The organism is Paracoccus sp. Z118 (assembly GCF_019061185.1).
Taxonomy (GTDB): Bacteria; Pseudomonadota; Alphaproteobacteria; order Rhodobacterales; family Rhodobacteraceae; genus Paracoccus.
Window position 1 is genome coordinate 35,840 of the sequence record NZ_JAHQZU010000016.1, and the last position, 13,509, is coordinate 49,348.

The following is a 13,509-nucleotide window of genomic DNA, read 5'->3' on the forward strand; positions in this document are numbered from 1 at the left end:
CCTGCTTCCATGACCGGACAGGCGGCCATGGCGGATCTGCGGCGGATCGGCGCGTTCCTCGACGCGCAGGCCGCCGATGCGGGCGCAGCGCGGAACACGATCCTCGCCTATGGCCGCGACCTGCGCGATTTCGCCGAGTGGCTGTCCCGGCGCGGGCTGACCATTCCCGCCGTGCCGCGCGAGGGGATCGAGGGCTACCTGTCCCATTGCGACTCCATCGGCCTCGCGCGCGCGACACGGGCGCGGCGGCTGTCGTCGATCCGCCAGCTTTTCCGCTTCGCGCTGGAGGAGGGCTGGCGGCAGGACGACCCCGCCATCCGCATCAGCGGCCCCGGCCGGGCGCGGCGCCTGCCGCGGACCCTCACGCAGACCGAGATGACCGCCCTGCTGGACGCCGCCGCCACGCTGGACCGCTCGCCCGAGGATGCGGCCCGGACGATCTGCGCGATGGAACTGCTCTATGCCACCGGGCTGCGGGTGAGCGAGCTGGTGGGCTTGCCCGTCGATGCCTGCCGGGGCAATCCGCGCCTGCTGCTGGTGCGCGGCAAGGGCGGGAGGGAGCGGATGGTCCCCCTGACCCGCCCGGCGCAGCAGGCGCTGTCGCGCTGGCTGGAACTGCGCGACGGCGCGGATGCCGACACGCCGCTCGGCAGGCTGGTGCGCGGCAACGGCGCGCGCTGGCTGTTCCCGGCACGGGGCGCGGCGGGGCACATGACGCGGCAGGCGTTCCACGGGCTGCTGGGCCGCATCGCCGCCGCCGCCGGGCTGCCGCCTCAGCGGGTGACGCCCCATGTCATCCGCCACGCCTTCGCCACCCACCTGCTCGAAGGCGGGGCCGATCTGAGGTCGATCCAGACCCTGCTGGGCCACGCCGATCTGGGCACGACCGAGATCTATACCCATGTCCTCGATGAACGGAAACGCGAGCTGGTGCTGAAGCATCATCCGTTGGCGAGGGACGGCTGAGCGGGGAGGGACGTCCGCGCCCGCAGAGCCGCGCCAAGCCGAAGCCGGGCGCGCATGTCTTGGCATCGGCACGGCCAGCCAGATTGTTGGCGCTTGAGCCGCGCGGCACGGGCTGCACCCCGACGTCAACCGCCTGCGGGTGATGCTCGAGCCGCGCTCGCCGGGTCGGCGGCCCGCGCCGCCTGCTTCTTCAGCCGCCGCTGCACCCTTTCCGCCATCCCGAACTCCGGCCACAGCCGGACGGCGGCGGCGAGATGGTCGCGGCGGCGGTTCGGGAAGCCGTGCTCATGCGCCCGCAGTCCCGCCGACAGATGCAGCAGCGCGTTGCCCGGCGCACGGGAAATTGCGTTGTCGAGCCACATCCATCCGGCCTTGCGGTTGCCCGCCTGGAAGAAGGCGTTCGACAGCCGCCTGGCGGTGATCGCATCGGCGGGGCGGACCTTCTCCAGCCAGTTCAGCAGCGGATAGGCCCGGCGAAGGCGCCCGTGCAGGACCATGACGCTGGCCGCATAGCCGAGGAGCAGGGCGACATCGTCGTCAGGCTCGGGCGGGTCGATCCCGGCGCCTGCCGCCGCCTCGAACAGGTGCAGCGGCCGCTCGGCCGCGGCCAGCTTGACGTTGATCGCCGGGCGGTGGCGCATCCCGGCGCGCAGGCTCTCGCTGCGGACCAGATCGTCCCAGTCGCACAGGAACGCCCACAGCGGCAGCAGCTTTTCCGCCTGCGGGTCCGGCTCGGCCGCGGACTGGATCATCTGCCCCAGAAGCGGCGGGAACAGAAGCTGCGTCCCCGCGGCACCCGGCCGCGACAGGATCAGCCACGCCGAGGCGGCCAGCGACCGCGAATCCGCGCCCTGCGCCTTGAGCGCCCGTTCGACAAAGGCGGCGTCCAGATCCCCGGCCTCCTCGTCCTGCGCCGGCTCGGTCCGCGACAGCTTCGCCCGGCTTTGCCCCAGCATGATGAGGTTGCGCGCCCGGTTCCGGTCGCGGGGGCGGAGCATCTTTTCGGCCAGCGCCCGCTCGGCCAGATCCTGCGCCACGGCGGCATGGCCGGTCTGCTCGGCCGCCTCGGCCAGCGCGACGAGTACGAACGGAAAGCGCCTCGTGAAATCCGCGCGGCCCTCGAAGGCGGCCAGCAGGTCGGGGACGCGATTCGTGCTGACCACGTGGCGGATGGCATAGGCGGCGGACTGCGCCAGATCGCCCGGCGCGTAGAAGCTGTCCGGCGCCGCGATGACCCGGTCCAGCAGCGCGTCATAGGCCTGCCGGTTGACCTGCACCGGCAGGTCATAGGGCAGCGCCACGACCTCGCCCCCGCCGACCACCTGCGCGGCGCGCGAGAACGCGCTTTGCGAGGGCGCCCCGACCGAGCGGCAGCGGGCCATCAGCAGCAGTTCCAGCACGTCGCGGGCGGCGCCCGGCGGGACATCCCCGGCATGTTCCGCCAGCAGGCGATCCACCGGGATGATCCGCTCGCGGCCCTTCGCGAGATGCAGCACCGCATCGGGCGTGTCGGAAAAGGCCACCACCGGCCCCGGCTGGCGATCCGCATAGGCCTGCAGGAACTCGTCGGGCACATATTTGCTGGGCCAAGCGCTGTAGGACCACGGATCGCCGTCGAGGATGTCGCCGCGCCGCACATGGATCGCGGCGGGCGGACCGCCGCCCATCTTCTCGATCTGCCGCTGCATCTTCCGCAGCGCCTTGGCGAGCGGGGCGGCCAGCTTCAGCTCGGCGGCGATATCACGGACCCGCATGGCGACCTGCGCGGCATCCTCGCCCTGAAAGCGGTCCACGGCGAAGGCCGACTCGCTGTGAAACAGCGCCCCGCCCTCCAGCGCCCTGCCGAAGTTCGCCAGGTTGAGCTGCGCCGATGCCGCGGTGACGCTGCGCCGCCCGCCCAGATCCGGCGCCTCGGTCACCACGTCGATATGGCGGGCGATGAAGTTCGGCTTGAAGAACGCCGCCGGGTCGGAAAGCTCGGGGTAAGGGCCGCCCGGCTGGCTGAGCCACTGGAAACGCGCCTCCACGCCGAACAGCCGCGACAGCCGCATGACGTTCAGGATTCCGACGATCCGCGCCCCCGCGCGGTCCTGCCGAAATCCGATGATGGCGGGCGCATTGCTCATCGCAGCGGTCCTTTGGCGGAGGGCACGCCCCCGTGCTTACGGCCTGCGCTGGCAGGCGGCAACCACCGAAGCCGCGCAGCTTGCAACCGTCCCGGCCTCTGCCTATCAGGGCGGGCAATCCCGCACATGAAGGACCGCCGTCATGGATCTGACCCCGCACCGCCTGGCCGACCCCGATCACTGGAGCCTCGCCAGCGCCATCCGCGTGCTGTCGATGGACGCCGTGCAGGCCGCGAACTCGGGCCATCCGGGGATGCCGATGGGCATGGCCGATGTCGCGACCGTCCTGTGGGGGCGGCACCTCAAGTTCGACGCCTCGGCCCCCAACTGGTTCGACCGCGACCGCTTCATCCTGTCGGCGGGCCACGGGTCGATGCTGATCTATTCGCTGCTGCACCTGACCGGGTTCGAGCAGATGACGCTGGACCAGATCAAGAACTTCCGCCAGTGGGGCGCGGCGACGGCGGGTCACCCGGAATACGGCCATGCCGAGGGGATCGAGACGACCACCGGCCCGCTGGGTCAGGGCCTCGGCGCCGCCGTGGGCTTTGCGATGGCAGAAGAGAAGATGCGGGCCGAGTTCGGCGCGGAACTCTGCGACCACCGCACCTGGGTCATCGCCGGCGACGGCTGCCTGATGGAAGGGATCAGTCAGGAATCGATCGCGCTCGCCGGGCACCAGAAGCTGGGCAAGCTGATCGTGCTGTGGGACAACAACGACATCACCATCGACGGCGCGGTGTCGCTGTCGGATTCGACCGACCAGCTGAAGCGGTTCGAGGCGTCGGGCTGGCGCACGATCTCCTGCGACGGCCACGACCCCGCCGACATCGACCGCGCGCTGACCGAGGCGAAGCAGGATGACGGCCGCCCGGTTCTGGTGTCCTGCAAGACCATCATCGGCTTCGGCTCGGCCGCCAAGGGCGGCACCTCGGGCGTCCACGGATCGCCGCTGGGGATCGAGGAGATCGCGGCGACGCGGCTCGCCTATGCCTGGGACCACGGCGATTTCGAACTGCCGGACGAGCTGGTCGCCCGCTGGCGCGAGCTTGGCGCGCGCGGCAGGGCCGAGCGCGAGTCGTGGGCCGCCCGCGTCGATGCGCTGCCCTCGGACCGCCGCAACGCCTTCGCCGCCCGCGTGGCCGGCGAGGCGAACGACCGGCTCGCTCCGGCCATCGCCGACCTCAAGCGCAAGGCCAGCGCCGACAGGCCCAAGGTCGCGACCCGCAAGGCGTCGGAACTGGTGCTGGAGGCCGTGAACCCGATCCTGCCGGAAACCATCGGCGGCTCGGCGGATCTGACCGGCTCGAACAACACCCGGACCAAGGACCTCGGCATCTTCTCGGCCGAGAACCGGCTGGGTCGCTACGTCCATTACGGCATCCGCGAACACGGCATGGCGGCGGCGATGAACGGCCTCTACCTGCATGGCGGCTTCCGTCCCTATGGCGGCACGTTCCTGGCCTTCACCGACTATGCGCGCGGCGCGATGCGGCTGTCGGCGCTGATGGGCGTGCCGGTCGTCTATGTGATGACCCACGACTCGATCGGTCTGGGCGAGGACGGCCCGACCCACCAGCCGGTCGAGCATCTGGCGCTGCTGCGGGCGACGCCGAACACCTGGACCTTCCGCCCCGCCGATCTGGTGGAAACCGCCGAGGCGTGGGAGTTGGCGCTGACGACCGAAAGCACCCCCTCGATCCTCGCCCTGTCGCGGCAGAACCTGCCGACCGTCCGCACCGAGCACACCGACGAGAACCTGACCGCCCGCGGCGCCTATGTCCTGCGCGAAGCGTCGAGCGAACCGAAGGCGATCCTGCTGGCCTCCGGCTCCGAGGTGGAGATCGCGGTGAAGGCCGCCGAAACGCTCGAAGCCGAGGGCACGCCCACCCGCGTCGTCTCCGTCCCCTGCATGGAGCTGTTCCGCGATCAGGACGAGGATTACCGCGCCGGCGTCCTGCCCGAAGGTCCGGTCCGCGTCGCCATCGAGGCGGCGATCCGTCAGCCGTGGGACTGGCTGCTGATGGGCGAGCGCGGCGCGGAAAAGCGCGCGGGCTTCATCGGCATGACCGGCTTCGGTGCCTCCGCCCCGGCGGAACGGCTGTATCAGGAGTTCGGCATCACCCCGGAAGCAACGGTCGCCAAGGTCAAGGCCCTGCTGTGATCGCCGCTTGGGGACGGCCGGCCCATCTTCTGTCCCCAAATATCCCCCGCGGAGCGTCCGGCAGTGACGCTCCGCCCAAGGCGCGCCGCTGATGCGCCCCCTGCCCCGCGCCAAGGCCCTGATGGGGCGCGAGGCTGACGGCCTGCGCCATACCCCCCGCGATGCCCCGACCATGAGCGCGCAGAGCACCGGCATCCTCATGCTGCTCGGCTCGGTGCTCATGTTCACGCTGATGGACGCGACCGGCAAGCACCTGACCGCGCATTACCACCCGGCGCAGGTCGTCTGGACGCGCCTTGCCATCAACCTCGCCATCGTCCTGCTGCTGCTCGGGCCGAGGCTGCCGAAGGTGGTCCGCTCGAACTCGCCCTGGCTGCAGGTCGGGCGCGGGCTGACGCAGCTCGGCTCGCTGGCGCTGTTCTTCGCGGCGCTGCAGTATATCGGGCTGGCCGAGGCGACGGCGATCATGGACATCAACCCGGTGCTCATCACGCTGGCCGCGGCGATCTTCCTGGGCGAGCGGATCGGCATCCGCCGCGTCCTCGGCATCCTGGCCGCGCTGGTCGGGGCGCTCATCATCATCCGCCCCGGCTCGGGCGTGCTGCATCCGGCCGCCATTCTGCCGCTGTTCGGGGCAGTCAGCTATGCCGCCGGGGCGGTCCTGACGCGGATGGTGCGGGGCGACGGCACGGCGACCTCGATTCTGTGGTCCACGGGGGTCGCGACGCTCGGCGCCTCGCTCGTCGCGCCATTCGTCTGGGAACCGATCCGGGCCGAGGATCTTTGGGCCTTCGCAACTCTGGGAGTCCTGGGGACGATGGCGCAGGCATTGCTGATCAAGGCCTTCTCGCTGGCCGAGGCCTCGGCCGTGGCGCCGTTCGGCTATACCGGGCTGATCTGGGCCGGGCTTTGGGGGTGGCTGTTCTTCGGCGACGTGCCGGACGGCTGGACCTTCCTCGGCGCCGCCATAATCGTCGCCGCCGGGATCTACGTCTGGACGCGAGAGGCGCAGGCCATGCGCCGGGCCCGCTGATGGCGGAGGGCCGCATTCCCCTGCGCGACCGGCTGACAAGCGGGCTGTTCATCGGGATGATCCGGCTGGCCCGGCTGCTGCCCTATCGCCGGCGCATCCCGGCGATGGGCTGGGCCTTCGCCCATATCGCCGGCCCGCTGGCCGGCTGGCCGAAGCGGGTGCGCGCCAATCTCGCCCTCGCCCGCCCCGACCTGCCGGAAGCCGAGGTCCGCCGCCTCACCCGCGCCGTCCCCGACAATGCCGGCCGCGCGATGATGGAGACCTATTCGGGCGCCGAGTTCACCGCCCGCATCGCCGCATCGGACCCGCTGACCGGCCCCGGCCTTCCGGCGCTGGAACAGGCGGTCGCGGCGGGGCGTCCCGTGGTCCTCGCCGCCGCGCATTTCGGCAATTACGACGCGATGCGCGCGGGGATGATCGCGCGGGGCTGGAAGGTCGGCGGGCTCTACCGCCCCATGAACAACGAGGCGTTCAACCGCCATTACGTCCCCGCGATCTCGACCATCGGCGAGCCGCTGTTTCCGCGCAGCCGCGCCGGGCTGATCGCCATGATCCGCTTCCTGCGCGGCGGCGGGCTGCTGGCGCTGGGGTTCGACCAATATGACCATCACGGCACGACCCTGCGTTTCTTCGGCCTGCCGACGGAAACCGTGCTGACCCCGGCCGAACTGGCGCTTCGCCATGACGCCCTGCTGATCCCTGTCACCGCCATCCGCCAGCCGGACGGTCTGAGCTTCCGCATCCGCGTGGGCGAGCCGGTGCCGCATGGCGAGCCCGCCGAGATGATGCAGGCGCTGAACGACGATCTGGAGGTCATGGTCCGCGCCCATATGGAGCAGTGGCTGTGGGTCCATCGCCGCTGGAAGAAGCGGCGCGGCGGCGACGTGGAACCGGGCGACGAGCCGGACGATCGTCCCGCCCCGGTCGGCGGGCCTGAAACGGTTTCCCTTGACCCGGACAACAGTCTATAAGCGGCGCACCGCCGCAACCGCAGAACGGCACGAGGCAGAGACCCGATGAGCGACAAAGACGAAAAGACGCATGAAAGCGACGTGGCCTTCATCCAGGCCTTGGCCGAACTGCTGAACCGCAACGAACTCACCGAACTCTCGGTCGAGCGTGAATATGGCGAGAACGACCGCCTGACAGTGCAGCTCGCCAAGCAGGGCGCGCAGGTGGTGATGCAGGCGCAGGCGCCCGCCTATCAGATGGCGCCGCAGATGCTGGCCGCGCCCGGCCATGCCCCGGCAGGCGCCGGCCCCGCTGCGGCCCCGGCCGGCAACGATCCGGCGAACCTGCCCGGCGCGGTGCCTTCGCCCATGGTCGGCACGGTCTATCTCGCGCCCGAGCCCGGCGCGGCGCCGTTCGTCACCCCCGGCCAGCAGGTCGCCGAAGGCGACACGCTGCTGATCGTCGAGGCGATGAAGACCATGAACCACATCCCCGCCCCGCGCGCCGGCACCGTCCGCCGCATCCTCGTCGAGGACGGCACCCCGGTCGAGTTCGGCACCCCGCTGATGATCGTCGAATAAGATGTTCGACAAGATCCTGATCGCCAACCGGGGCGAGATCGCGCTGCGCGTCATCCGGGCCTGCCGCGAGATGGGCATCGCCTCGGTCGCCGTCCACTCCACCGCCGACGAAGAGGCGATGCATGTCCGCATGGCCGACGAATCGGTCTGCATCGGCCCGCCGCCCTCGTCCGCGTCCTACCTGTCGATGCCCGCCATCATCTCGGCGTGCGAGATCACCGGCGCGCAGGCGATCCATCCCGGCTACGGCTTCCTGTCCGAGAACGCGACCTTCGTGCAGATGGTCGAGGATCACGGCCTGACCTTCATCGGCCCGAAAGCGGACCATATCCGCATCATGGGCGACAAGATCACCGCCAAGGAAACCGCCGCGGCCTTGGGGATTCCAGTGGTCCCCGGCTCGGAAGGCGGGGTGAACGACGTCGGGGACGCCCGCCGCGTCGCGGCCGAGATCGGCTATCCGGTCATCATCAAGGCCACCGCCGGCGGCGGCGGGCGCGGGATGAAGGTCGCCCATGACGAGGCGGGGCTGGAAGTCGCCTTCCGCACCGCGCGGGCCGAAGCCAAGGCCGCCTTCGGCAATCCCGACGTCTATATCGAGAAATACCTTCAGAAGCCGCGCCATATCGAGGTGCAGGTCTTCGGCGATGGTCGCGGGGGCGCAATCCATCTGGGCGAGCGCGACTGCTCGCTGCAACGCCGCCACCAGAAGGTGCTGGAGGAAGCGCCCGGCCCCGCCATCACCCCCGAGGAACGCGCCCGCATCGGCAAGGTCTGCGCCGATGCGATGGCCAAGCTGGGTTACTCCGGCGCGGGGACAGTCGAGTTCCTGTTCGAGGACGGCGAATTCTACTTCATCGAGATGAACACCCGGCTTCAGGTCGAGCATCCCGTGACCGAGGCGATCTTCGGCGTGGACCTTGTCCGCGAGCAGATACGCGTGGCGGCGGGCGAGCCGCTGAGCCTCACGCAGGACCAGCTGTCGATCCGCGGCCACGCGATCGAGGTGCGGATCAACGCCGAGAAACTGCCGAACTTCGCCCCCTGCCCCGGCCGGGTGACGCAGTATCACGCGCCGGGCGGACTTGGCGTGCGGATGGATGCAGCAATCTATGACGGCTACACGATCCCGCCCTATTACGATTCGCTGATCGGCAAGCTGATCGTCCACGGCCGCGACAGGCCCGAGGCGCTCGCCCGGCTGAACCGCGCTTTGGGCGAGCTGATCGTGGACGGCATCGACACCACCGTGCCGCTGTTCCGCGAGCTGCTGAAGGACCCCGACATCCAGCGCGGCGATTACTCGATTCACTGGCTGGAACGCTGGCTGGCACGCAATCTGACAAGTTGAGCGTAACCTTGCCGCATCGCGGCAGGGCGGGCCACATTCGTTTGCACTTGCGGCGGCGCGCGGGTTAGGGTCCCCCGACTTCTGGGAGGGAGGTTCCGGTCATGGCGTGGAAGCCCGACGGGTATACCAGTGTCAGCCCCTATCTTTATGTGCGCGATGCCGAACGGACGCTGGCCTTTCTTCAGGCCGTGTTCGGCGCCGAGCGGCTACGGGTGATCCCCCGCCCCGGCGGCGGTGTGATGCACGCCGAAGCGCGGATCGACGACACCGTCGTGATGATGGGCGAGGTCGCCGAGGCCCCGGACAGCCAGGTCCATGTCTATGTCCCTGACGTTCTGGCCGCATTCGAGCGCGCGAAGGCCGCGGGCGGAACCGTGGTCCAGCCGCCCGAGCGGGCGGCCGACGGCGACCACCGCGGCGGCATCACCGACGGGAACGGCACCGTCTGGTGGATCAGCACGCAGGAGTGACGACAGCCTTGCGCAGCACGGTGGTGGAAACGGGCCCGACGCCCCCGCTGACGGCGGCACAGCTTCTGGGCGGCTATGCGCTCGGCGTGTTTCCGATGGCGCAGGCGGCCGCCAGTCCCCGGCTCAACTGGTTCGACCCGCCTTACCGGGGCATCCTGCCGGTGGGCAGCGTCCACGCCTCGCGCAGCCTGCGGCGCAGCCTGCGCGGCGGCGGCTGGACTGCGACCACCCGCCCCGACTTCGACAGCATCGTCGCCCATTGCGCGGACCGGCCCGAGACGTGGATCAACGCGACGCTGGCCCGCACCTATGCCGAGCTTCACGCCCTCGGCCACGCCCACGCGCTGGCGGTCGAGCATGACGGCAAGCTGGCCGGCGGCATCTTCGGCGTGACCCTGGGCGGGGCGTTCTTCGGGGAAAGCATGTTCTCCACGCAAACCGACGGCTCCAAGATGGCGCTGGTCTGGCTGTCGCGGCACCTTGCCGACTGCGGCTTCACGCTGTTCGACACCCAGTATCTTACCCGCCACCTCGCCAGCATGGGCGGGCAGGAGATCACCCGCGCCAGCTATCGCCGCCGCCTGTCGCAGGCGCTGACGCATGAGGCGGACTTCCACGCAAGGCCGCTGCGGGACGCGGAAGGCCTGCTCGCCGCGATGGAATGAGAGCGGCGCGGCCGCAGCAGGCATGCCGCTGTCCCGCCGGGGCCGCGGCCGGAATGGCGGCGCAACACGCCGCGGGGCACAGGCTTCTCCCCGCGCCCTTGCGGCAGGGCTTGGCCTTGGAACATCGGGACGCCGCATCGCCCCTCATGCGAACGCGTCCGGCGCTGGCTCCTACGTCGCACGGCACTCCGCCCCCAAGACAGCGGCATATGTCGGCGGACGATCGGCTCGCCGGCGCGGCAGCACCACAATGCTGGCGCGCCTGCCAACGCTCGATGATGAGGCGGAACCGGCGCTTTACTCGACTCAGACAGCGCTGGCGCGATGCCAGGGAGTAATGTCGGTATGTCCGGCAGAATGATCGCGGAGTAAACGCAGGGGGATCATCCAAGCCTATAATTCGGCGACTCCCGCGTGATCTGGACGTCCTGCATATGAGCTTCGTTCAGGGTCAATGCGCTGATATACATTGACATTCTTGATTGTTGCATCAGTTGCATCAGTAATCCGAGCACTGTATCAGTGGTGCGTCAGCCAACTGATGCAGTTGCAAGCTCATCGCGCTTCGGTCAGAATACTACTGGGTAGCACCAGCACAGGGTTCACGATGATGACCGTCAAGGCCTCGATCTCTCTCACGGATCGGCAGGATGCCTTCGCGCGCAGCCTTGTCGCCGAAGGGAAGTATTCCAGTGTCAGTGCCGTCGTCCAGCGTGCGCTGGACCTTCTCCACGAAGAAACCGAGGCGCGCGAGACTGACACCGCAGCCCTGCGCAGCCTGCTGGAGCAGCGCCGCGCTGGCGCCTTCCTCGGGGCAGACGAGGCACGCAAGCGCACCGAGACGATGCTGGCACGGAAGCGGGCGGCCCTTGGCCTGGACGGTTGAGCGTTCGGCAGAGGCTGATCTTGATCTTGCGCTGATCTTCGACTTCCTGCTGGCCGCCGCTCTCGACTTTGGCGAGCAGACCGACAGAGCATACGATCAGGCCGCGCGGCGCGTGAGAGCCATCGAGAACGCAATCTTCGCGCTCGGCGATGCTCCACATCAGGGCACGCTGGATCACGATCTTCTACCCGGCCTGCGGCGCGTAACCAAGGAGCGGGCGATCCTGTATTTCGATATTGACGAGGACGCGCAGGTGGTGCGCGTCCTCGCGGTGTTCTTCGGCGGACAGGATCATCGTCGGCGGATGCTCATCCGCCTACTCGGAGACGAGCCGCCGCGCGCAGGATGACGGGCATCAGCCCCGCTGCAAGGTTCGGGATCGCTTGATGATCTCCGGCCACCAGTCTGCTGCCAACGCCTCCCCGACATCGAGAACGGGCTGGAGCTGCCGGCGCTTGTAGATCTCGGTCGTGGGCGAACCTCCGGCGAACAGGCGATCCCGCTCGGACATCGTGATCGAAGTGTGGCCCATCACCGCCGAGATGGCGAAATCCGGCACGCGCCCGGCCAGAAAATCACCGAAGGTGTGCCGGATCGAATACCAGTTCGCCCCCGTCTGTCCTTTCGCCAAGCCCTTGTCGATCCCGGCACGCCCCACCAAGCGATGAATCATCTGGGTCCAGTTGCGCGAGCCCTCGGCCAATGGCTTGCCCCCTGCCCGCAACAGGTATCCGCCGCCGTGCTGGGCCGTCAGCCGAGTGAGTACCTCTCCCATTGGCCCGCTGATTGGGACGATGGGCTTGCGCTTGTTCGACTGCAGTTCCCCCCATTTCATCAGGTTGATGACGCCCAGATCCAAATGAACATACGCGCCCTCGATGTCGCACAAGGCTCCGACACGGGCGCCGGTGCCGAGCGCAAGGATCAGGAGGTCGCGCATATGCTCGCGCTCTGCAGCGTCGGTCAGTGCTGCAATCTCGTCGAACGAGAGATAGCGCCCCTTCTTCGGCCGGTCCGCCGGCGCGGTCCGCCCGCTGATGATCGTGGACGAGGCGCATAACGCCGTCACGGGCCTGTCGCGCGACGTGCAGGCCCGCGTGCGCCCGGCTGCGGTGATCGAGTTCACCGCGACGCCCAAGGACCGCAACAACATCCTGTTCAACGTGACCGCGACGGCGCTGAAGGACGAGCAGATGATCAAGCTGCCGATCCGCCTGCGACCTCACGGCGATTGGCGATCCGCCGTCGATGGCGCGCTGCGGACCCAACGGATGCTGGAAGAGAAGGCGAAGCGCGACAAGGATCACATCCGCCCGGTGGTGCTGTATCAGGCACAGGCCAAGGGCCGCGAGCCGAATGTCGATCAGATCCGCGACTATCTGCACCGCGAGCGGCTGGTCTCCCCGTCATGGATAAAGATCGCTACCGGCGACCGGCGCGAACTGGACGGGGTGAACCTGCGCGACCCTTCGGAGCCCACGCGCCACGTCATCACCGTGCAGGCGCTGCGCGAGGGCTGGGACTGCCTCTCGGCCTATGTCCTCTGCGCGACGCAGAAGCTCCGCAGCGCCACGGCGGTCGAGCAGTTGCTCGGCCGTGTATTGCGGATGCCTTATGCCGAGCGCCGCAAGAATCCCGCGCTGAACATGGCTTATGCCCATGTCTCGGAACCCGAGTTTCACGACACCGCAGAGGCGCTGACCGACAAGCTGCGCCAGCGCATCTCCGAACAGCGCGAGGCGGCACGAGGGGCGATGCGGCAGGCCGCATTGTTCGGTGAAGGCGCCGCACCCACGGTGTCGAAGGACGCTACGATCCGCTTTGGCGCCTCGACCTACCGCGATGTCGCCTTGACGCCGCTGAACCGGCTCCGCTTCCAGAAACACCTGCTCGGCAACGATGCCGTCCCCGCCTTCGACGGCGACGAGACCGGCGAGGAGTTCGCCTGCGCTCAGGCTCTCGATGCGCTGGAGGAGGTCGAAGTCTGGCTACGTAACATCCCGCGGCATCGCGACAGCTTCTCGCTGCCGCTGCTGAAGGACAACTTCTACCCCGACTTCGTGGCGAAGCTGACGGACGGACGCCTGTTCGTGCTCGAATACAAGGGCGCTGACCGGGCCACCAACGAGGATACCCGCAACAAGACCCAGATCGGCGCGTGCTGGGCGCGGGCGTCCGGGCATGTCTATGCGACCGTGGAGAAGGTCAGGCACGGGGCCGGGAGGCAGTGTCCCAGCGGTTGGTGTAGGAGGCCGCGCGCGGAGCCCCGGCGTAGCGCAGCGCGCGGCCGGGCGTGACGCTGGCGGCCATCGCCGA

At 69.2% G+C, this 13,509-nt stretch carries 13 protein-coding genes; 11 read left to right on the forward strand and 2 right to left on the reverse strand.

Features of this window, described 5'->3' with window-relative positions; translation table 11 throughout:
- Nucleotides 1–9: 9 nt before the first annotated feature.
- Nucleotides 10–966 (forward strand): tyrosine recombinase, encoded by a 957-nt coding sequence (locus tag KTN05_RS13000; protein WP_217329839.1) that lies wholly within the window; start codon nucleotides 10–12, stop codon nucleotides 964–966.
- Between the two features lie 125 nt (nucleotides 967–1,091).
- On the opposite strand, the gene KTN05_RS13005 is transcribed toward KTN05_RS13000, so the two are convergent.
- Entirely contained in the window at nucleotides 1,092–3,092 is a 2,001-nt protein-coding gene (locus KTN05_RS13005) for a hypothetical protein (RefSeq protein ID WP_217329840.1), read from the reverse strand.
- A gap of 142 nt (nucleotides 3,093–3,234) precedes the next feature.
- Between KTN05_RS13005 and tkt the strand changes: the two genes are divergently transcribed.
- The 9 genes from tkt to KTN05_RS13050 all read left to right on the forward strand — a co-directional run bounded on the left by tkt (nucleotide 3,235) and on the right by KTN05_RS13050 (nucleotide 11,542).
- Nucleotides 3,235–5,256 carry a transketolase gene (gene tkt, locus KTN05_RS13010; RefSeq protein ID WP_217329841.1) on the forward strand — a complete coding sequence of 674 codons (2,022 nt, stop codon included), beginning with the start codon at nucleotides 3,235–3,237 and terminating at the stop codon, nucleotides 5,254–5,256.
- Nucleotides 5,257–5,347: 91 nt separating this feature from the next.
- Complete coding sequence (locus KTN05_RS13015) at nucleotides 5,348–6,289, forward strand: DMT family transporter (protein ID WP_254368192.1); 942 nt, start codon at nucleotides 5,348–5,350, stop codon at nucleotides 6,287–6,289.
- Nucleotides 6,289–7,260: a lysophospholipid acyltransferase family protein gene (locus KTN05_RS13020; RefSeq protein WP_217329842.1), complete on the forward strand. Its 972-nt coding sequence runs from the start codon at nucleotides 6,289–6,291 to the stop codon at nucleotides 7,258–7,260. Before KTN05_RS13015 ends, KTN05_RS13020 begins: the two co-directional genes overlap by 1 nt.
- Before the next feature lie 45 nt (nucleotides 7,261–7,305).
- Complete coding sequence (gene accB / locus KTN05_RS13025; RefSeq protein WP_217329843.1) at nucleotides 7,306–7,821, forward strand: acetyl-CoA carboxylase biotin carboxyl carrier protein; 516 nt, start codon at nucleotides 7,306–7,308, stop codon at nucleotides 7,819–7,821.
- A 1-nt stretch (nucleotide 7,822) separates the two neighbouring features.
- The gene (accC, locus tag KTN05_RS13030; protein ID WP_217329844.1) at nucleotides 7,823–9,172 is read left to right on the forward strand and encodes an acetyl-CoA carboxylase biotin carboxylase subunit; all 1,350 of its coding nucleotides are present in this window, start codon (nucleotides 7,823–7,825) and stop codon (nucleotides 9,170–9,172) included.
- Nucleotides 9,173–9,273: 101 nt separating this feature from the next.
- A complete protein-coding gene (locus tag KTN05_RS13035; protein WP_217329845.1) occupies nucleotides 9,274–9,642 on the forward strand; it encodes a glyoxalase/bleomycin resistance/extradiol dioxygenase family protein in 369 nt (122 codons plus the stop codon).
- Nucleotides 9,639–10,307 carry a leucyl/phenylalanyl-tRNA--protein transferase gene (aat, locus tag KTN05_RS13040; protein WP_371823360.1) on the forward strand — a complete coding sequence of 223 codons (669 nt, stop codon included), beginning with the start codon at nucleotides 9,639–9,641 and terminating at the stop codon, nucleotides 10,305–10,307. The genes KTN05_RS13035 and aat overlap by 4 nt, the downstream gene beginning before the upstream one ends.
- A gap of 607 nt (nucleotides 10,308–10,914) precedes the next feature.
- On the forward strand, nucleotides 10,915–11,193 hold the full coding sequence (locus KTN05_RS13045) for a type II toxin-antitoxin system ParD family antitoxin (RefSeq protein WP_254368193.1): 279 nt from the start codon (nucleotides 10,915–10,917) through the stop codon (nucleotides 11,191–11,193).
- Nucleotides 11,177–11,542 (forward strand): type II toxin-antitoxin system RelE/ParE family toxin, encoded by a 366-nt coding sequence (locus tag KTN05_RS13050; protein ID WP_217329846.1) that lies wholly within the window; start codon nucleotides 11,177–11,179, stop codon nucleotides 11,540–11,542. The genes KTN05_RS13045 and KTN05_RS13050 overlap by 17 nt, the downstream gene beginning before the upstream one ends.
- A 6-nt stretch (nucleotides 11,543–11,548) precedes the next feature.
- On the opposite strand, the gene KTN05_RS13055 is transcribed toward KTN05_RS13050, so the two are convergent.
- On the reverse strand, nucleotides 11,549–12,346 hold the full coding sequence (locus tag KTN05_RS13055) for a tyrosine-type recombinase/integrase (RefSeq protein WP_256449514.1): 798 nt from the start codon (nucleotides 12,344–12,346) through the stop codon (nucleotides 11,549–11,551).
- On the opposite strand from KTN05_RS13055, the gene KTN05_RS13060 reads away from it, so the two are divergent.
- Nucleotides 12,231–13,490, forward strand: a complete 1,260-nt coding sequence (locus KTN05_RS13060) for a hypothetical protein (protein ID WP_217329848.1) — start codon at nucleotides 12,231–12,233, stop codon at nucleotides 13,488–13,490. The genes KTN05_RS13055 and KTN05_RS13060 overlap by 116 nt on opposite strands.
- Nucleotides 13,491–13,509 lie beyond the last annotated feature (19 nt).

Coding starts and splice junctions, on each gene's coding strand:
- KTN05_RS13000 (WP_217329839.1), top strand. CDS start 10: ATGACCGGACAGGCGGCCATGGCGGATCTGCGGCGGATCGGCGCGTTC.
- KTN05_RS13005 (WP_217329840.1), bottom strand. CDS start 3,092: ATGAGCAATGCGCCCGCCATCATCGGATTTCGGCAGGACCGCGCGGGG.
- tkt (WP_217329841.1), top strand. CDS start 3,235: ATGGATCTGACCCCGCACCGCCTGGCCGACCCCGATCACTGGAGCCTC.
- KTN05_RS13015 (WP_254368192.1), top strand. CDS start 5,348: ATGCGCCCCCTGCCCCGCGCCAAGGCCCTGATGGGGCGCGAGGCTGAC.
- KTN05_RS13020 (WP_217329842.1), top strand. CDS start 6,289: ATGGCGGAGGGCCGCATTCCCCTGCGCGACCGGCTGACAAGCGGGCTG.
- accB (WP_217329843.1), top strand. CDS start 7,306: ATGAGCGACAAAGACGAAAAGACGCATGAAAGCGACGTGGCCTTCATC.
- accC (WP_217329844.1), top strand. CDS start 7,823: ATGTTCGACAAGATCCTGATCGCCAACCGGGGCGAGATCGCGCTGCGC.
- KTN05_RS13035 (WP_217329845.1), top strand. CDS start 9,274: ATGGCGTGGAAGCCCGACGGGTATACCAGTGTCAGCCCCTATCTTTAT.
- KTN05_RS13045 (WP_254368193.1), top strand. CDS start 10,915: ATGATGACCGTCAAGGCCTCGATCTCTCTCACGGATCGGCAGGATGCC.
- KTN05_RS13060 (WP_217329848.1), top strand. CDS start 12,231: ATGATCGTGGACGAGGCGCATAACGCCGTCACGGGCCTGTCGCGCGAC.
- KTN05_RS13055 (WP_256449514.1), bottom strand. CDS start 12,346: ATGTTGTTGCGGTCCTTGGGCGTCGCGGTGAACTCGATCACCGCAGCC.